This window comes from Achromobacter deleyi (assembly GCF_013116765.2).
Lineage (GTDB): Bacteria > Pseudomonadota > Gammaproteobacteria > Burkholderiales > Burkholderiaceae_B > Achromobacter > Achromobacter deleyi_A.
This window is the reverse complement of sequence record NZ_CP074375.1, coordinates 975,631-993,296: the sequence shown is the minus strand read 5'-3', so window position 1 is coordinate 993,296 and position 17,666 is coordinate 975,631. Positions and strand designations below refer to the sequence as shown.

Below are 17,666 nucleotides of genomic sequence, written 5' to 3'. Positions count from 1 at the left end.
TGTCAGCGGATGCGCTGACGCAGGGCGGCTTTGACGGCGGGGCTGGCATGCAGCGCCCCCAGGACCGTCACGGATTCAATCGTGGCAAGCGCCAGTTCGGGAGTGACGTCGGTGGCTATCGTGGCCAGGCCCAGCACCCGGATCTGGAGCATTTCGCCGGCGGCCTGGACCGTCAGCAAATCCTGGACGCTGTAGTGCTGGATGCCCAGCACCAGCGTCTTGCGGCTGACGACCTGGCGCACGGCGTCGCCATGCGCGGCCAGTTGATTGCGGATGGCGGTTCGGATCAGGTCCGTCCGGTTCGCATAGAACCCTTCCTGGACCAGAAGATCGATCTGGCCCAGGTCGACATAACCCAGGTTGATGGTGATCTTCTCGTCGGCGGGCTTGGGAACGGAGGCGAGGTTTGGGGTGCGAGGAGGCATGAAACGGATATTAAACCATCCACTTGGATGGTGCATGGATGTTTCAATTTGATAGAACCGGGCAGACCCACCCTTCGAACCCTGCCCGGATGGGGCTGAAATCGGTAGATGGACTACGGCGCCGCTCCGGCTCCCCGGGGCGAAGAAGCAATGGCAGGATGGGCGGCGCTCGGCTACTGTGGTCCTGAACCTCGGGGGATCCACATGGCGAAGCGCCTTGTTCCAGGCTTGCTTGTGTTTGTCGCGTGCGCGGCAGCGTCCGACACGCCGCGGCCCAGGCCGCCCGATCTGCACGGCGCCCTGATCGTTTCCTCGAACTACCGCTACTACGCGTCCATTCTGTACGGCAGCGGATCCGAAGCCCGCCGCAGCGCGCTCGCATCCTGCAAGGCGGACGAGCCGCAAGCCACTTGCAGGGTATATGCGAACTTCAAGAACCAGTGCATCGCCGTGGCGGCAAATGGCCCGCACCACTTTGTCGCCACCGGAAAGGAAGATTGGGACAGGCAGCGGACGCGCGACTTCAGCCTGCGGCTATGCCGCGAGAAATCCGGTTCCGAATGCAGGCTCCTGATCAGCGCGTGCTCGACCTCGGCGCAGAAGGTCGAAGATCAGGGCATCAAAACGGACTCCGGCAGCCCAGAAATCGAAGGGTTTCAGGCCCGCCTTTCCCCTCTTGTTCCCCGATGAACTACAGTCTGCCCAGACACAGCTCATCAGTAAGGAACAAATCATGGAAAACCCCTTTGGCGATTCCGACGAACCGTCCAGCGACCACCGGCAGTATCTGGTCCTGATCGCGGCATCGAAAGACAATGCCGCGCTCGCGCAGAAGATTCTTGAAAACCTGAAAACCCATGTGGACGAACGCGCCGCGCCCTTGTGGATCGACGCCAAGGGAATCGGGGTGCTGGTCACGACGGAACTGGTCGCCTCCGAAATCTGGCGCGAAATGTTCCAGAAGGCGCCCGGCCAGGACTATGGCGACACCCGTAACCTGCTGATCGTTGAAATCGGCAAGGACTGGGCCGCCCGCCGGGACGACAAGATCGAACACTGGCTGGCCAGCCATGTCGGCGCGCCGCTATCGGCGCCTAACCGTCCGAAGCGCCGCTAGGCATGGGCAGGTTCACTCCTGCCCGCCAGCCCGGAACGCGCCTGGCTCGTCCACCTTCACCACGCGCTGCAAGAACGCATCCAGCGCCGGATTGTCGTGCTGCGCATGCCAGGCCAGGTACATGTCGGCGTAGAGATTGCGCTGGCCGATCGGTCTGAATTCCACCCCTTCGAACCGCAGCTCCCGCGCCGAATCCGGCACGATGCCCACGCCCAGGCCGGCGCGCACCAGCGCCAGCAGCGTGTGCGTCTGGCCAGCGCGCTGCACATACTCCGGCTGCACGTCGGCCAGGCCGAACGCCCCCACGATGCGGTCATAGAAGTACTTCCCTTCCCTGGGCGAATACAGCACGAACGGCTGCCCCTGCAACAGTCGCAGCGGCACCGTCGCGTGCTCGCACAAAGGCGAACCGGCGGGCAATGCCAGCACCAGCGGCTCGCGCTCGATCAGGCGAGACTCGATGCCGGCCTGCTGCGGCACGCTGCGCGCCAGGATCGCGTCCAGCTCCCGCGCCAGCAGCAGGCGGCCCAGATCGGTGCTGACGGTTTCGCGAAGCTGGATCTCCACGCCGCCCAGCAGCTTGCGCGCCTGCGTGATCATGGTCGGCATCAGGCGGTACGAGGCCACGGCCGTGAACCCCAGCGTGATGTGCCCGGCCTCGCCGCCGGACGTGCGGCGCGCGGTCGCGGCGGCCCGCGCGGAGAATTCCAGCAGATGCCGCGCATCGCGCAGAAACCTCCGCCCCGCCGCGCTCAGCAGCACCTGGCGGCTGTTGCGTTCGAACAGGGTTACGCCCAGATCCTGCTCCAGCAGCTGGATCTGCCGCGACAGCGGCGGCTGCGTCATGCATAACCGCTCGGCGGCCCGGCCGAAGTGCAGTTCCTCGGCCACGGCGATGAAGCACTCGAGCTGACGGAATTCCATCTATTCAATCCTTGAATTGATCAATGCTATTTGTAGCTCGAACAGCTATCCATGAACAGGCCTCCCTATACTCGGAATCAGGCGGCGCACGCCGTCCTCAACGCCAAAAATAGAGAGAATCCATGGAGACAAAGAACACCGCCCGGATTCGCGTCCGGCTCATCGCCGCGGCGCTGGCATTGGCCACCACCGCCGCCTTGCCCTGTGCCGCCACCGCCGCCGGGTATCCGGATCGCCCGATCAATCTCATCGTCCCCTTCTCGCCAGGCGGGGGCACCGACATCTCGGCGCGCCTGCTGGCCGCGGCCTTGGGAGAAAAACTCTCGTCCTCGGTGGTGGTGGACAACCGGCCCGGCGCGGGCGGCCAGATCGCCGCGGACCTGGTGGCGCGCTCCCAGCCCGACGGCTATACCCTGCTGTTCGCCAACTCCGGCATGCTGGCCATCAACCCCTGGATCTACAAGCTGCACTCGGACCCGGTCAAGGCGTTCGCGCCCGTGTCCCTGTTCTCGGACCTGCCGTTCGTGCTGGTGGTCCCCGCCAGCCTGCCCGCCAAGAACGTCGCGGATCTGGTCGCCCTGACTCGCGCCCAGCCGGGCAAGCACACCTTTGCCAGCTCCGGCACCGGCGGCGCGCCCCACCTGTCCGGCGAGATCTTCCAGCAGGCCACCGGCGTGGATCTGGTGCATGTGCCCTACAAGGGCGGCGGCCCGGCCATGACCGACCTGATGGCCGGCCGCGTCGACATGCTTTTCGCCTCGGTCCTGGAAACCATGCCCTATGTCAGCGCGGGCAAGCTGCGCGCGCTGGCCGTCACGGGCGCCACTCGCTCATCCGCCATGCCGGACGTGCCCACCATCGACGAGGCCGGCGTGAAGAATGCGCAGAGCGGCTCCTGGACGGCCGTGCTGGCGCCCGCGGGCACGCCGCAAGCCGTGATCGACAAGCTGTCGCAGGCCATTCGCGACGTCGCGGGGGATCCCGCCGTCGCCGCCAAGCTGGAGTCCCAAGGCGCGGTGGCCCACGGATCCACGCCCAAGGAGCTGCAGGACCTGGCCGCCAGCGAACGCGAACGCTACGGCCAGATTATCAAGGCCCGCAACATCCAAACCAACTGAACCCAAACCCGGCCCGCTGCACCGGGCCTTTTCACAAGCCGTATCCATGACCTCAACACTTCCCGCTTCCGCCGCCGACCTGCTGATGGTCGGCCCCCTGCTGCCCGAGCTGGTGGCCGACCTGGAATCCCGCTATCGCGTCCACCGCTTGTGGGAGGCCGAAGACCCGGCGGCGCTGCTGCGCGAACACGGCGGCGCCATCCGCGGCATCGCCACCAGCGGCCGTTTTGGCGCAACCCGGGAATTGATCGGCGCCCTGCCCGCGCTGGAAGGCATCTTCAGTTTTGGCGTGGGCTACGACACCATCGACGTGGCCGCGGCCAAGGCGCGCAACGTCGTGGTCACCAACACGCCGGGCGTGCTGGACGCCTGCGTGGCCGACACCGCCCTGGCGCTGATGCTGGCTGTCTCGCGCCGCATCGCCGAAGCGGACCGATTCGTGCGCGCGGGCCGCTGGCCCGCCGAAGGATTCGGCCTGGGCACCCGCATGAGCGGCAAGCGCTGCGGCATTGTCGGCCTGGGCAATATCGGGCTGCAGATCGCCCGCCGCGCGCAAGCGTTCGACATGGAGATTCTTTACACCAACCGCAAGCCACGCGAGGACGCGCCGACCTCCTACCGCTATTGCCCGGACGTCGTGACGCTGGCCGCGCAAAGCGATTATCTGGTGCTGGCGGTGCCGGGCGGCGCGGCCACGCGGCACATGGTCAATGCGCAGGTGCTGGATGCGCTGGGTCCCGATGGCTGGCTGATCAACATCGCGCGCGGCACGGTGGTCGACGAAGCGGCCCTCGTGCCCGCGCTCCAGCAAAAGCGCATCGCCGGCGCGGGCCTGGACGTATTCGAGCACGAGCCCGCCACGCCCGCCGAGTTCAATGGAATGGATAACGTGGTGCTGCTGCCGCACATCGCCAGCGGCACCCATGAAACCCGGCGCGCCATGGCCGATCTGATGCGATCGAACCTGGACAGCTGGTTCCGGGAAGGCCAGGTGCATACGCGGGTGGTCTGAAACCCCGGCGGCATCCCCGGTCGAGGCGCCTGAACGGCGCCTCGCCGAAAGCTGGAGGCCAGGCGCTTTCGGGAGTATCGTCAAGACGCACCCTTGAGCGGAGGTGCCTCATGCCAGACATTCCAACGATAGAAATCGAGGCCAGCGCGTCCCAGATGGGAAACCTGGTGCAGTTCCTGCTGTGGATCTCGGCCAAGCCGCGCACCTACGCCGAGACCATGGAGGCCTGGCGCACGACCTGCCCCCGGCTGTCGGCCTGGGAGGACGCCACCGCCAACGGTCTTGTGGATATGACGCATGAGGAAAGCTCCGTGCGTGGCGAAGCAGTCGTCGTCCTCACGGCAAAAGGCCGGGCCTTGCTGGCGTCGGAGGCATAGGCCAGGCGGAAAATCCACGCCACGGGCGGCACCGGAACTTTGCAGGCAGGACGGTTACTTACGGCTCATACGGGCGATGACGCCCTTAGCGCCACGCCGCACTGCAAGACTTGGTCAAGAAACAGGCCGAGACACTTCAGAATCTGAACGACCAGCTTCGCGACGTGAGCAAGGAAAAAGCTGAACTAACGGGCAAGGGCGTGATGTCGGACGAGGATAAGCAACGACTCGACGCCCTGGACCAGCGGATCAGCCGATTAAGGAATCTCCTGAGCATGAAGATGACCATGCGTCAGGAGTACATGGCAAGAATGCACCAGTCCCAGCCATTCAGCCTTATACGGTGGCTACCGGAGTCGCCGGCGATCCGACCGCGCCCGGCAGGTTCAGGGGCGGCGCCGTCAGCAGGAAGCGGCTGCGGCCGTTAGCCTGCAGCCAGCGCGCAAGCTTGCCCAGGTACCACATCTCGCCTATCGGCATGCCCAGCTTGAAGATGCAGTGATGGTGCAGCGGCAGCGCGGCGCAGCAAGCATTGGGCTTCTGGGTGGGATAGATTTCCAGCGCGTGGTTGTCGGACGCCATCGCCGCCACTTTCGAATCCGTGATCCATTGCAGCAGCTTCTCGTCGCTGCCGTCCAGGCCGGCGCAGATTTCGTGCAGCGTGTGCGCGTCGGGCTCGCGGTTCTTTTCCAGCAAGGCGTCGCCGAATTCCGTATGGAATAGGACGATGTCGCCCTGCTCGATCTCGATCCGGTCCGCCTCGATGATGCGCATCAGATCGTCGTAGCCCACCGATTTCTGCGCACGGCCGTAATGCTTGGCCAGATCCACCATCACGCCCCGGCTCTGCAGGCAGGATTCGGCAAGCTGCGTGATATCCAGCTTCTTGGCGTTCGACGCCGCGCCCTGCCCCAGGTCCGTCTTTGCAAAGCCGTTCTGCACGTCGTAGTCCACCGGGCCGACCACGTGATCATTGGGCCGGTAGCCGTTGTAGTAGACGCGCTCGGGCAGGCCATCGCCGTTCGCGTCGAACAGCGCGCCCACGTGCGCAAGCGAATCCCATTGGGTCGAATACTGCAGGCTCATCTCGACGATGTCGTCGCTCAGCACGTCCACGCAGCCCGGACGCAACCGGCCCAGCGGGAAGTTCATGTATTGGTCGCCGTCTCTCTCGGTGGGCCGCAGCTTGGGCGGAAGGCGGCGGACATTCACACCGTTGCCGCCCGGATAGTCCAGCGGCAGCGACAGGCAGAAGCTCAGGCCCAGGCGAACTTCGCCTATGCCCTTCAGCACGTTCTCGGGAGTGATGTAATTCAGGCAACCACGCTGATCATCAGGACCGAAGTCCCCCCAATTGGATCCTTCCGGACGGTTCTTCCATCTCATGCGTCGCGACTCCTGGTCGTAGAAAGCGGATTGACATAAATTTATCACGTATAGGATACTAACATCATGGATGTGAAAACAGCTGCTCGAGTTCTGGATGTGCTGAACCTCTTCGCCGAGGAGCAGAAGCCATTGCTGTACAGCGAAATTGCCGCGCAAATGCAGATCCCGCTGTCCAGCTGCCACGGGCTGCTCAAGACCATGGTGGCGCGCGGCTATCTCTATGAAATCGGCAAGAAGCACGGCTATTACCCGACCCAGAAGCTGATCCACGTCGCTACGCTCATCTGCCGCAGCGATCCCCTGAACGCCGTCATCGAACCCGTGCTGGAGCGGGTGCGCGACCTGACCGGCGAGACCGCCCTGCTGGCCAAGCTGGCCGACGACAAGGTGGTCTACCTGATCGTGGCCGAATCCAAACAGACGATCCGCTTCTCGCACCAGCCCGGCGGGTTCAAGGCTGTGCACGCCACCAGTTCGGGCAAGGCGCTGCTATCGGTGCTGTCGTCCGATGAGCGCCAGAAATGGTTCAAGGCCTACGGCGGATTTGCCGCCTTCACCGACAACACCATCACCACCCGCGAGGCCTTCGATCGCGATCTGGAGGCGGGAGTGGCGCGCGGCTGGCAGCGCTCGGCCGGCGAGAACGTAGAAGACGTGATGTCCGTATCCCTCGGGTTCCGGGCGTATGAACAACCCTTTGCCATCGTGGTGGCCGGCCCCTTGGGGCGCATGCTCAAAAACGAAGCCACCACTGGAAAACAACTGGAAGAGGTCAAGGCGCTGCTGCATGCGGCCCTGCCCTCGGCCAACCTTGCCTTCGTAGGAGAAGACAGTAGATGAACAAACGCAGCTTTCTTACCGCCACCGTCTCGGCGCTCATCGCCGCAATGCCGGCCGCCGGCGCCCTGGCGCAGGGTGCTTATCCCGACAAGCCGATACGCGTGATCATGCCGTGGGCGGCGGGCGGCCCGACCGATGTGGTCGGCCGGGTCGTGGCGGTGCAGATGGGAGAAATCCTGGGCCAGCCGCTGGTCATCGAGACCCGTGCGGGCGCCAGCGGCACGATAGGCGCGGCGCAGGTCGCCAAGGCGCCGGCCGACGGCTATACGCTGCTGATGAACCCATCGGTCCAGGGCATCTACCCCGCCCAATTCAAGAGCCTGAGCTTCGATCCGATCAAGGATTTCCGGATGGTGGGCGTGCTGGGCACGGTGCCGATGGTGGCCGTCGTTCCGCCCACCTCCCGCTTCAAGACCTTCGCCGACCTGATCGAGCATGCGCGCGCGCAGCCGGGCACGCTAACCTTCGCCTCGCCCGGCGTCGCCACCCTGCCGCACCTGGCCGGAGAATTGATCAACACGTCCACCAAGGCGTCCATCTCTCACGTGGGCTACCGCGGCAGCAGCCCGGCCCTGACCGACGTCGCTGGCGGCCACGTCGACCTGATGTACGCGCCGCTAGCCCCCGCCCTTCCGCTGATCCAGAGCGGCAAGGTCGTTCCTCTGGCCGTCACCACCAAGGCGCGCCTGGCGGACCTGCCCAATGTGCCCACCATTGCCGAGACCGTCCTGCCCGATTTCGACATCATGACCTGGTACGGCATGTGGGTCCCCAAGGACACGCCCGAGCCCATCATCGCCAAACTTAACAAGGTCATGGTCGAGGCGTCGAAGTCGCCCAAGGTGGTCGAAGCGCTGAAGTCGCAAGGCACCCTGCCCAGCACGATGAGCTATCAAGAGGCCGAAGCCTTCAACCTGGCCGAAAGCGCCCGTTGGATCAAAGTGATGAAGGACGCCAACATCCAGCCCGAGTAAGACCGGACCCAAGGGATACCCCTAAGTCCTTGAAATAACTCGCAGTAATTAAAAGGCATAAGAAATTCCCGATTAGGGAATTTACTTATGCCTTTTAATTATTTGTAGAGCGCATACTTGCCGGGCAAGAATTCGTCCTGAGCATAAAGCAAGACAGATGGAACTTCGTCAACTCGAGGCCTTCGCGGCCGTCATGTCCACGGGCAGCGTCACCGCCGCCGGGCGTTTGCTTGGCCGCTCGCAGCCCGCAATCAGCCGCTTGCTGCAAGAGCTTGAAGCCGAGATCGGCTACGCGCTGTTTGCGCGCAGCGGCCCGCGCGTGACGCCCACCGAGCAGGGTTTCCTGCTGTATGACGACGTCGAGCGCGCCCTGGCCAGCCTGCGGCAGATCCGAAGCCGGGCCGAGGAAATTGCCCGCGGGCAGGCCCAGCCGCTATTGCTGGCGGCCACCTCCGCGCTGGCGGCCGGGCTGGTGCCCGCAGCCCTCAAGCGCATCGAATCCCAGACGGGCGCCGCGCGCATTCAGCTGCGCAGCGCCTCTCCCGAACGCGTGGTGCACGCGGTTCTGACCGGCGCCGCCCAGTTGGGCGCCACCAGCCTGCCGCTGGAGCATCGCGGCCTGACCGTGCACTGGATCGGACAGGCCCCCTGTGTCGTGGCGCTACCGGAAGACGACCCCGTGGCCCGGCATGCCGTGGTGCCCGTGTCGGAACTGGCCGGCCGCCGCCTGATCACGATGGCCAACCCGTTCCGCCTGCGCCGCCGCCTGGATGCGGCGCTGGCCGATAACGTGCAGGCGTTGGGCACCATCGAAACCAATTCGTCCGTCAACGCCCTGGCCGCCGTCCGCGCGCGCCTGGGCGTGTCGGTGCTGGAACCGATCACCGCCTATGGCGCGCCAGTGACTGGCGTGGCGATCCGGCCCATCGACCTGGACATTCCCTTCTTTTTTGGGGTCATCACCCCGCAGTCGCAAACGCTGACGCCGGCCTGCCAGGCCATGGCGGACGCGCTGGCCGAAGCCGCCGCAGCACTGCTGCCGGGCTTCGTGCTGCACGACGCCTGCGAGCATTCGGCGCTGTTGCAGTCGATCTACGGCGATGACGCCCCTGTTATGGAAACCCCCGCAATATGAATCTGCCCACCGCCACCCCGCCGCAAGGCTTAGCCGCCCTGGAGACGCGCCTGCGGCAAGACCTGTCATGGCTGGAGATTCCCGCCAAGAACTGGGTGACGCCCCGTCTCGTGGACGGCCAGCAAGTACTGGACGTGGCCATCATCGGCGGCGGCATGGCCGGCCTGGCGGCCGCGGCTTCGCTCAAGCACCTGGGCATCGACGCGCCGATCTTCGATCAGGCGCCCGAAGGCTATGAAGGCCCCTGGGCCACCACCGCCCGCATGGAAACGCTGCGTTCGCCCAAGCAGTTGACGGGCCCCGCCCTCGGCTTGCCGGCGCTGACGTTCCGCGCCTGGTTCGAGTCGCAATTCGGATCCGAGGCCTGGGAAGCGCTGGACAAGATCCCCCGTCTTCAATGGATGGACTACCTGCGCTGGTACCGCCGCGTGCTGGGCCTGGACGTGCGCAACGAACACCGCATCCTGGCCGTGCAGCCGCGCGCCGACCAGTTGGTGCAGCTGGACATTGAATCCCCCGCCGGGCGCGGCACCGTGCTGGCGCGCCGCGTGGTGCTGGCCACCGGCCGCGACGGCCTGGGCGGCGCCTATGTGCCTGATTTTGCAAAGAAGCTGCCGCGCAACCGCTGGGCCCATTCGTCCGACGTGATGGACTACGCAACGCTGGCCGGCAAGCGAGTGGGCGTGGTCGGCGCGGGCGCTTCCGCCATGGACAGCGCCGGCACGGCGCTGGAAGCCGGTGCGGCCAGCGTGGACCTGCTGATCCGCCGCAACGACATCCCCCGCATCAACAAGGGCAAGGGCGCGGGCAATCCGGGCCTGACCCACGGCCACCTGACGCTGCCGGACGAATGGAAGTGGAAGATCCGCCACTACATCAACGCCGCGCAAGTGCCGCCCCCGCGCGGCAGCACCCTGCGCGTATCGCGCTTTCCGAACGCCCGCTTCAACCTGGGCTGTGGCGTGGAAGACCTGGCGCTGGTCGGCGACGAAATCCACGTCACCACGCCCAAGGGCGTGTTCGTGCTGGACTTCCTGATCTTCTCGACGGGCTTTCGCATCGACTGGACCGTGCGCCCGGAATTCGCGCCGCTCGCGCCTCACGTGCGCGCCTGGGGTGATCGCTACGCGCCGGCCGCCGGCGAGGAAGACCAGGAACTGCACGATTCTCCCGACCTGGGCGCCGTGTTCGAGCTTCAGGAAAAAACGCCGGGCGCCTGCCCGGGCCTGGACCGCGTGCACTGCTTCTCCTACCCCGCCGCGCTGACGCAGGGCACGATCTCCGGCGACATCCCGGCCATCAGCGAAGGCGCCAAGCGCCTGGCGCAAGGCATCGCGGGCCTCTTCTACCGCGAAGACGTCGAAACGCACTACGCCAATATGGAAGCGTTCGCCGAGCCAGAAGTGTTCGGCGACGAATGGACGCCGGCCCCCGCCCCGGCCCCGCAGGCGGAGACCGCGCAATGACCGCTTGGCTGCTACGCCGCGTGGCGCAGGCCGCCGTGGTCGTGTTCCTGATGACGCTGATCGTCTTCGTTGGGCTGCACGCCATCGGCAACCCCGTGGACATCCTGATCGGCCAGGACGTGGACCAGGTGGACCGCGCCCGCATCATCGCCGAACTCGGCCTGGACAAGCCCCTGTGGCAACAGTACCTGGGCTTTCTGAACGGGGCGCTGCACGGCAACCTGGGCAACAGCTTCGTCTACAACATCCCCGCCGTGGAGCTGGTGATCCAGCGCCTGCCGGCCACGCTTGAACTGGCCATCTCCGCCCTGACTTTCGCCGTCATCATCGGCCTGCCGCTGGGCCTGATCGCCGGGCTGTATCCCGACAGCCGCTTCTCGAAGATGATCATGGCGGGCAGCATCGTCGGCTTCTCGCTGCCCACCTTCTGGGTGGCGCTGATGCTGATCATGACGTTCAGCGTGTCGCTGGGCTGGCTGCCGGCCAGCGGCCGCGGCCAGACGGTGGAGTTCCTGGGCTTCCAGTGGTCGTGGCTGACGGCCGACGGCTGGCGCCACCTGATCCTGCCGGCGCTGAACCTGTCGCTCTTCAAGATTTCGCTGGTGATCCGCCTTACCCGCGCCGGCGTGCGCGACGTGATGCCGCTGGACTTCGTGAAGTTCGCCCGCGCCAAGGGCCTGTCGCCGTTCCGCGTGGTCTGTGTGCACGTGCTGCGCAACACCATGATTCCGCTGGTGACGGTGCTGGGCCTTGAGCTGGGCTCGACCATCGCGTTCGCCGTCATCACGGAGAGCATTTTTGCCTGGCCCGGCGCCGGCAAGCTGATCCTGGACAGCCTGAACGCGCTGGACCGCCCGGTGATCGTGGCCTACCTGATCGTGGTGGTGTGCCTGTTCGTGACGCTGAACCTGATCGTGGACATTCTGTACAAAGTGCTGGACCCCCGGGTACGGCTGGAGGCCTCGGCATGAGTTCCGTATCCAATCCCGCGCAGGCGCCCGCCCTGCGCCGCGAGTCGCCCTGGCGCCGCAACCTGGCCGAGTTCCTGTCGTCCAAGACCGCCGTGCTGGGCCTGGCCGTGGCCACGCTGCTGATCCTGGCCGCCGTGCTGGCGCCCTGGATCTCGCCGCAGAACCCGTATGACCTGCTGCAGATCGACGTGCTGGACTCGCGCCTGCCGCCAGGCAGCATGAACGGCCTGGACACCTTCCACTACTGGCTGGGCACCGACGGCCAGGGCCGCGACCTGCTGTCGGGCATCCTGTACGGCCTGCGCATCAGCCTGATGGTGGGCGTGGGCTCGGCGCTGATCGCCGGCGTCATCGGCACGCTGCTGGGCCTGCTGGCCGCCTACGCCGGCGGCAAGGTCGACGCCTTCATCATGCGCCTCGTGGACCTGATCCTGTCGTTCCCGTCCATCCTCGTCGCCATGATGATCCTGGCCTACCTGGGCAAGGGCGTCGGCAACGTGGTGCTGACGCTGGTGATCCTGGAATGGGCCTACTACGCCCGCACCGCGCGCGGCCAGGCCCTGGTCGAGCGCCGCCGCGAATACGTCGAAGCCGCCCGCTGCCTGGACATCCCCAATTGGCGGATCATGTTGAAGCACATCCTGCCCAACTGCCTGCCGCCGCTGATCGTCATCGGCACGCTGCAGATCGCGCGCGCCATCACGCTGGAAGCCACGCTGAGCTTCCTGGGCCTGGGCGTGCCGGTCACCGAACCGTCGCTGGGCCTGCTGATTTCCAACGGCTTCCAATACATGCTGTCCGGCGAATACTGGATCAGCTTCTACCCCGGCATCGCGCTCCTGATCACCATCGTGGCCATCAACCTGGTGGGCGACCGCCTGCGCGACGTGCTGAACCCGAGGACCCACAAATGACCGCCCGCTCCGCCTCCGCTGGCGCGCCGGCCACGCTTGAAGTGCGCAACCTGCGCACCCACTTCCATACCCGCGCGGGCGTGCTGCCCGCGGTGGACGACGTTTCCTTCACCCTGGAACGCGGCAAGATCCTGGGCCTGGTCGGCGAGTCCGGCTCGGGCAAATCCGTCACGGGCTTCTCCATCATGGGCCTGGTGGACGCGCCGGGCCGCATCGTCGGCGGCGAGGTCCTGTTCCAGGGCCGCGACCTGACCAAGCTGTCGCCGCGCGAACTGCGCCGCCTGCAAGGCAACCGCATCGCCATGATCTTCCAGGATCCGATGATGACGCTGAACCCCGTGCTGCGGGTGGATGTGCAGATGATCGAAACGGTGCGCGCCCACAACAAGATGAGCAAGGCCCAGGCCCGAGCGCTGGCCCGCGACACGCTGGGCATGATGGGCATTCCCAGCCCCGAAGAGCGTCTCCTGGCCTACCCGCACCAATTGTCGGGCGGCATGCGCCAGCGCGTGGCCATCGCCATCGCCATGCTGCACCGTCCGGACCTGATCATTGCCGACGAGCCGACCACCGCGCTGGACGTCACCATCCAGGCGCAGATCCTGTCCGAAGTGCAGAAGCTGGCGCAGCAGCACGGCACCAGCCTCATCTGGATCACGCACGACCTGTCGGTCGTCGCCGGTCTGGCCGACGACGTGGCGGTGATGTATGCCGGCCGCATCGTCGAACACGGCAAGGTCGACGACGTGCTGGATCGCCCGCAGCACCCGTACACGGTGGGTCTGATCGACAGTCTGCCCAGCAACAACCAGCGCGGCCAGCGCCTGCGCCAGATCCCCGGCATGACGCCCAACCTGCTGCACCTGCCCGCCGGCTGTGCGTTCTCGGCGCGCTGCTCGCGCGCCACCGCCGCCTGCGGCCAGCAACCCGGCATCACCCTAGCCTTACCCGAACACAAAGTGCGCTGCTTCCATCCCACGATCCAGAACAGCGAGGTGACGGCATGAATGCTCCGGCCCCCACCCCGCTGATCGACCTGCGCCAGGTCAGCAAGCGCTTCGGCGAACGCAAGATCGGCGCCGCCGGCCGCGCCATGCAAAAGCTGGGCTTGTCCAAGCCGCCCGCCGTCACCCGCGCCGTCGACCACGTCGACCTGATCGTGAACCCCGGCGAAGTCGTGGGCCTGGTCGGCGAATCCGGCTGCGGCAAGTCCACGCTGGGCCGCATCGCGGCAGGCCTCCTGACACCCTCGGGCGGCGAGGTCCGCATCAACGGCATGCGCCCCGCGGACATGAACGCGAAAGAAGCCCATGCCGCCCGCCTGAAGGTGCAGATGATCTTCCAGGATCCCTACGCCAGCCTCAACCCGCGCCTGCGCGTGGACGAGATCGTCGGCGAAGCAGCCCGCATCCATGGCCTGGTCGGCAATGGCGACTTCGACGACTACGTCAGCGCCCAGATGGAACGCGCCGGCCTGGACCCGGCCCTGCGCCAGCGCTATCCGCACCAGTTCAGCGGCGGCCAGCGCCAGCGCATCGGCATCGCCCGCGCGCTGGCCGTGCAGCCGTCCATGCTGGTCTGCGACGAAGCCGTGGCCGCGCTGGACGTCTCCATCCAGGCCCAGATCCTGAACCTGTTCATGGACCTGCGGCAAGACCTGGGGCTGACATATCTCTTCATCAGCCATGACCTGGGCGTGGTCGAACACCTGTCCGACCGCGTCGTCATCATGTACCTGGGCCGCGTCGTGGAAACGGCGACCGTGGAAGAAGTCTTCCTGCGCCCCAACCACCCGTACACGCAAGCGCTGCTGGCCGAGATCCCCACCCTGAAGTCGCGCCACAAGATCTTCACCGCGATCAAGGGCGAGATCCCCAGCCCGCTCAACCCGCCCGGCGGCTGCCACTTCCACCCGCGATGTCCGCATGCGATGCCGCGCTGCAAAACCGAGGTTCCCACTTTGAAGGGAATCGCCATCAACCACCTGAGCGCCTGTCACCTGAACGACATGGCCTGACGATCACCGGCCGCGGCGCCTTTGCCGCGGCGCTGGACCCAAGCTCGTTCCCCCCTCTACCCAAGGACCCCGGACATGAAACGCCTGATTCTCTCCACCCTGACCGCCGCCATCCTCGGCGCCTCCGCCGCCGCCGCCGCCGACAACCTGTCGATCGGCTTCGCCGACCCGCTGTCCTCGCTGGACCCGCAGCTGAACAACCACGCCGGCGACCGCTCGGTGGCCCTGCACTTCTGGGACCTGCTGATCGAGAACAAGTGGAACAAGCTGCAGCCGGGCCTGGCCGTCAGCTGGAAGCCGCTGGACGACACCACCTGGGAATTCAAGCTGCGTGAGGGCGTCAAGTGGCAGGACGGCACGCCGTTCACCGCCGACGACCTGATCTACTCCTACACCCGCGCCCGCGGCGTGCCCGGCAGCGTCGCAACCTACGCCGGCTACCTGCGCACCATCGACACGATGACCGCCAAGGACCCGCTGACGCTCATCGTCAAGACCCGCGCGCCCAACCCCGACCTGCCGCTGAACCTGGCGTCCGTGCACGTCGTCAGCAAGCACGTCGGCGAAAAGTCGACCACCGAAGACTACAACTCGGGCAAGGCCATGATCGGCACCGGCCCCTACAAGTTCGTGTCCTATACCCCCGGCGACCGCGTCCTCATGGAACGCAACGACGCCTACTGGGGCGACAAGCAGATCTGGGAAAAGGTCAACTACCGCTACATCAACAACGCCGCCGCCCGCACCGCCGCCCTCCTGGCCGGTGACGTGGACGTGATCGACAAGGTTTCGGTGTCGGACCTGGCCAAGCTGCAAAAGGCCCCCAACGTCTCGGTCTATCCGTACGACGGCCTGCGCGTCATGATCCTGCAGCCCAGCTTCAACCCCGCGCCCAACCAGTACATCACCGACAACAACGGCAAGCCGCTGGACAAGAACCCGCTGCTGGACGTGCGCGTGCGCCAGGCGCTGAACCTGGCCATCAACCGCAAGGCCATCGCCGACCGCATCCTGCAAGGCGCCGCCACCGAAGCCAACCAGTGGATGCCCAAGGGCACCATCGGCTACAACCCCGACGTCAAGGACATCCCCAACGACGTCGCGCAAGCCAAGAAGCTGCTGGCCGAAGCGGGCTTCCCCGACGGCTTCAAGCTGACCATGCACGTCCCCAATGACCGCTACCCGCAAGGCCCGGAAACGGCCCAGGCGGTCGCGCAGTTCTGGACCCGCGTCGGCGTGAAGACCCAGGTGGAAGTCGTGCCGTGGGCCGTGTACTCGGGCCGCGCCAACAAGAACGAATTCGCCATCAGCATGCTGGCATGGGGCAACGGCACGGGCGAAGGCAGCTACGCGCTGGTCAACATCCTGGCCACCGCCGACGCCAAGAAGGGCCTGGGCGCCTCCAACTGGGGCCGCTACACCAACCCCAAGGTCGACGCCGCCCTGGAACAATCCACGTCCGAATTCGACGTGGCCAAGCGTGAAGCCATCCTGCGCGACTCCGTCAAGATCGTGTCCGACGACGTCGGCATCATCCCGCTGTTCCACTACAAGAACATCTGGGCCACCAAGAAGGGCCTGAAGGTCACCCCGATGACCAGCGACCGCACGGCCGCCATGATGGTCACCAAGGAAGCGGCCAAGTAAGCCATGACGCCCACCCTCACCATCACCCCCGCGGACGCGCTGATCGACGTTCCGCGCCAGATCCGGGTCGAACACGTCGCGCCCGGCCAGACGGTCGAGATCACCGCCCTGACCCGCCGCAAAGGCGTGCTCTGGCAAGCCCAGGCCGCGTTCACGGCGGGCGAAGACGGCGTCGTCGACCTGAGCCGCGACGCGCCCGTGTCGGGCGACTACACCGGCCTGGCCCCCATGGGCCTGATCTGGTCGCAGTCGCCCGTGGACTCGCCCAGCCGCGAACACTTCAACCAGCCGGTAACCGACGCCCTGCTCACCGACGTCGTGGCCCGCGTGGCCGGCGCCCAGGCGCAGGCCAGCTTCACCCAGCGCCTGGCGCTGGACGGCGTCACCCGCCAGGACGTGCGCGAAGAAGGCCTGGTCGGCACGCTGTACCTGCCCGCCGGCCCCGGCCCGCACCCCGCCGTCATGATCCTGAACGGCTCGGGCGGCGGCATCAACGAGCCGCGCGCCGCGCTCTACGCATCGCGCGGCTACGCCGCCTTCGCGCTGGCCTACTTCAAGGCGCCCGGCCTGTCCGACTACATCTCCAACACCCCGCTGGAGTACTTCCAGACCGGCCTGCGCTGGCTGCGCAAGACCGTCAAGCCCAAGGACGACTTCGTTGCCATCAGCGGCCAGTCCCGCGGCGGCGAGCTGGTGCTGCTGCTGGGCGCCACCTTTCCCAAGGAAGTGTCGGCCGTCGTCGCCTATGTGCCCGGCGCCGTGGTCCACAGCGGCCAGAACGCCTGCGACCCCAAGATCGGCCGCGAAGGCCCGACCTGGCTCCTGGGCGGCAAGCCCATCCCCCACGTCTGGGAAAACAACCGCACCGCCACCTGGGCCCCGTTCGATGAGGGCCCCTCGCCCCATCGCCACGAAAAGGCCATCCTCACCGCCCTGCAAGATCCCGACGCCGTGGCGCGGGCCCGCATCAAGGTCGAGGACATCGAAGGCCCGGTCATGCTCCTGTCCGGCACGGACGACGGCTCCTGGCCGTCCAGCCTGTACTCGAAGATGGTGCAGGACAAGCTGACGGAAGTGCGGCACCCGTATCCGGTCGAATGGCTGGACTACGAAAACGGCGGCCACTCCATCCTCTTCCCGTACGTGCCCACCACCCAGCTCGTCTACGCCCACCCCGTGTCCGGCAAGATCAGCACCAGCGGCGGCAACCCCAAGGACAACGCCCGCGCCGACCAGGAATCCTGGGAAGGCGTGAAGAAATTCCTGGAAGCGGCAGTGAAGGCCCGGGCGGCATTCGCCGCTGCCACGCCGGCTGAATGACATTCAAGGAGACTTCCTCA

At 66.2% G+C, this 17,666-nt stretch carries 18 protein-coding genes; 15 read left to right on the top strand and 3 right to left on the bottom strand.

Features of this window, described 5'->3' with window-relative positions; translation table 11 throughout:
• Positions 1–2: 2 nt before the first annotated feature.
• Positions 3–425 (bottom strand): CopG family transcriptional regulator, encoded by a 423-nt coding sequence (locus tag HLG70_RS04560; protein WP_171663745.1) that lies wholly within the window; start codon positions 423–425, stop codon positions 3–5.
• A gap of 108 nt (positions 426–533) precedes the next feature.
• Between HLG70_RS04560 and HLG70_RS04555 the strand changes: the two genes are divergently transcribed.
• Both HLG70_RS04555 and HLG70_RS04550 read left to right on the top strand, forming a co-directional pair.
• Positions 534–1,115 carry a DUF4189 domain-containing protein gene (locus HLG70_RS04555; protein ID WP_171663746.1) on the top strand — a complete coding sequence of 194 codons (582 nt, stop codon included), beginning with the start codon at positions 534–536 and terminating at the stop codon, positions 1,113–1,115.
• Between the two features lie 43 nt (positions 1,116–1,158).
• Positions 1,159–1,542 (top strand): hypothetical protein, encoded by a 384-nt coding sequence (locus tag HLG70_RS04550; RefSeq protein ID WP_171663747.1) that lies wholly within the window; start codon positions 1,159–1,161, stop codon positions 1,540–1,542.
• A gap of 12 nt (positions 1,543–1,554) precedes the next feature.
• On the opposite strand, the gene HLG70_RS04545 is transcribed toward HLG70_RS04550, so the two are convergent.
• The gene (locus HLG70_RS04545; RefSeq protein WP_171663748.1) at positions 1,555–2,466 is read right to left on the bottom strand and encodes a LysR family transcriptional regulator; all 912 of its coding nucleotides are present in this window, start codon (positions 2,464–2,466) and stop codon (positions 1,555–1,557) included.
• A 122-nt stretch (positions 2,467–2,588) separates the two neighbouring features.
• Between HLG70_RS04545 and HLG70_RS04540 the strand changes: the two genes are divergently transcribed.
• The 3 genes from HLG70_RS04540 to HLG70_RS04530 all read left to right on the top strand — a co-directional run bounded on the left by HLG70_RS04540 (position 2,589) and on the right by HLG70_RS04530 (position 4,973).
• Positions 2,589–3,584 (top strand): Bug family tripartite tricarboxylate transporter substrate binding protein, encoded by a 996-nt coding sequence (locus tag HLG70_RS04540; RefSeq protein ID WP_171663749.1) that lies wholly within the window; start codon positions 2,589–2,591, stop codon positions 3,582–3,584.
• A gap of 46 nt (positions 3,585–3,630) precedes the next feature.
• Positions 3,631–4,596, top strand: a complete 966-nt coding sequence (locus HLG70_RS04535) for a 2-hydroxyacid dehydrogenase (RefSeq protein ID WP_171663750.1) — start codon at positions 3,631–3,633, stop codon at positions 4,594–4,596.
• 110 nt (positions 4,597–4,706) lie between these two features.
• A complete protein-coding gene (locus HLG70_RS04530) occupies positions 4,707–4,973 on the top strand; it encodes a hypothetical protein (protein ID WP_234103390.1) in 267 nt (88 codons plus the stop codon).
• 336 nt (positions 4,974–5,309) lie between these two features.
• Here HLG70_RS04530 and HLG70_RS04525 read toward each other — a convergent pair whose 3' ends face one another.
• The gene (locus tag HLG70_RS04525; protein WP_171663751.1) at positions 5,310–6,359 is read right to left on the bottom strand and encodes a cyclase family protein; all 1,050 of its coding nucleotides are present in this window, start codon (positions 6,357–6,359) and stop codon (positions 5,310–5,312) included.
• Positions 6,360–6,425: 66 nt separating this feature from the next.
• Here HLG70_RS04525 and HLG70_RS04520 point away from each other — a divergent pair, with 66 nt between their 5' ends.
• The 10 genes from HLG70_RS04520 to HLG70_RS04475 all read left to right on the top strand — a co-directional run bounded on the left by HLG70_RS04520 (position 6,426) and on the right by HLG70_RS04475 (position 17,646).
• The gene (locus HLG70_RS04520; protein WP_171663752.1) at positions 6,426–7,202 is read left to right on the top strand and encodes an IclR family transcriptional regulator; all 777 of its coding nucleotides are present in this window, start codon (positions 6,426–6,428) and stop codon (positions 7,200–7,202) included.
• Positions 7,199–8,176, top strand: a complete 978-nt coding sequence (locus HLG70_RS04515) for a Bug family tripartite tricarboxylate transporter substrate binding protein (RefSeq protein ID WP_171663753.1) — start codon at positions 7,199–7,201, stop codon at positions 8,174–8,176. Before HLG70_RS04520 ends, HLG70_RS04515 begins: the two co-directional genes overlap by 4 nt.
• A gap of 157 nt (positions 8,177–8,333) precedes the next feature.
• The gene (locus HLG70_RS04510; RefSeq protein WP_171663754.1) at positions 8,334–9,311 is read left to right on the top strand and encodes a LysR family transcriptional regulator; all 978 of its coding nucleotides are present in this window, start codon (positions 8,334–8,336) and stop codon (positions 9,309–9,311) included.
• Positions 9,308–10,777 (top strand): NAD(P)-binding domain-containing protein, encoded by a 1,470-nt coding sequence (locus HLG70_RS04505; protein ID WP_171663755.1) that lies wholly within the window; start codon positions 9,308–9,310, stop codon positions 10,775–10,777. The genes HLG70_RS04510 and HLG70_RS04505 overlap by 4 nt, the downstream gene beginning before the upstream one ends.
• Positions 10,774–11,748 (top strand): ABC transporter permease, encoded by a 975-nt coding sequence (locus tag HLG70_RS04500; protein ID WP_171663756.1) that lies wholly within the window; start codon positions 10,774–10,776, stop codon positions 11,746–11,748. Before HLG70_RS04505 ends, HLG70_RS04500 begins: the two co-directional genes overlap by 4 nt.
• Positions 11,745–12,662: an ABC transporter permease gene (locus HLG70_RS04495; protein WP_171663757.1), complete on the top strand. Its 918-nt coding sequence runs from the start codon at positions 11,745–11,747 to the stop codon at positions 12,660–12,662. Before HLG70_RS04500 ends, HLG70_RS04495 begins: the two co-directional genes overlap by 4 nt.
• The gene (locus tag HLG70_RS04490) at positions 12,659–13,669 is read left to right on the top strand and encodes an ABC transporter ATP-binding protein (RefSeq protein WP_171663758.1); all 1,011 of its coding nucleotides are present in this window, start codon (positions 12,659–12,661) and stop codon (positions 13,667–13,669) included. The genes HLG70_RS04495 and HLG70_RS04490 overlap by 4 nt, the downstream gene beginning before the upstream one ends.
• Positions 13,666–14,679 carry an ABC transporter ATP-binding protein gene (locus HLG70_RS04485; RefSeq protein ID WP_171663759.1) on the top strand — a complete coding sequence of 338 codons (1,014 nt, stop codon included), beginning with the start codon at positions 13,666–13,668 and terminating at the stop codon, positions 14,677–14,679. Before HLG70_RS04490 ends, HLG70_RS04485 begins: the two co-directional genes overlap by 4 nt.
• A 75-nt stretch (positions 14,680–14,754) precedes the next feature.
• Complete coding sequence (locus HLG70_RS04480) at positions 14,755–16,326, top strand: ABC transporter substrate-binding protein (protein WP_171663760.1); 1,572 nt, start codon at positions 14,755–14,757, stop codon at positions 16,324–16,326.
• 3 nt (positions 16,327–16,329) lie between these two features.
• Positions 16,330–17,646 (top strand): acyl-CoA thioesterase/bile acid-CoA:amino acid N-acyltransferase family protein, encoded by a 1,317-nt coding sequence (locus HLG70_RS04475; RefSeq protein WP_171663761.1) that lies wholly within the window; start codon positions 16,330–16,332, stop codon positions 17,644–17,646.
• The last annotated feature ends 20 nt before the right edge of the window (positions 17,647–17,666 follow it).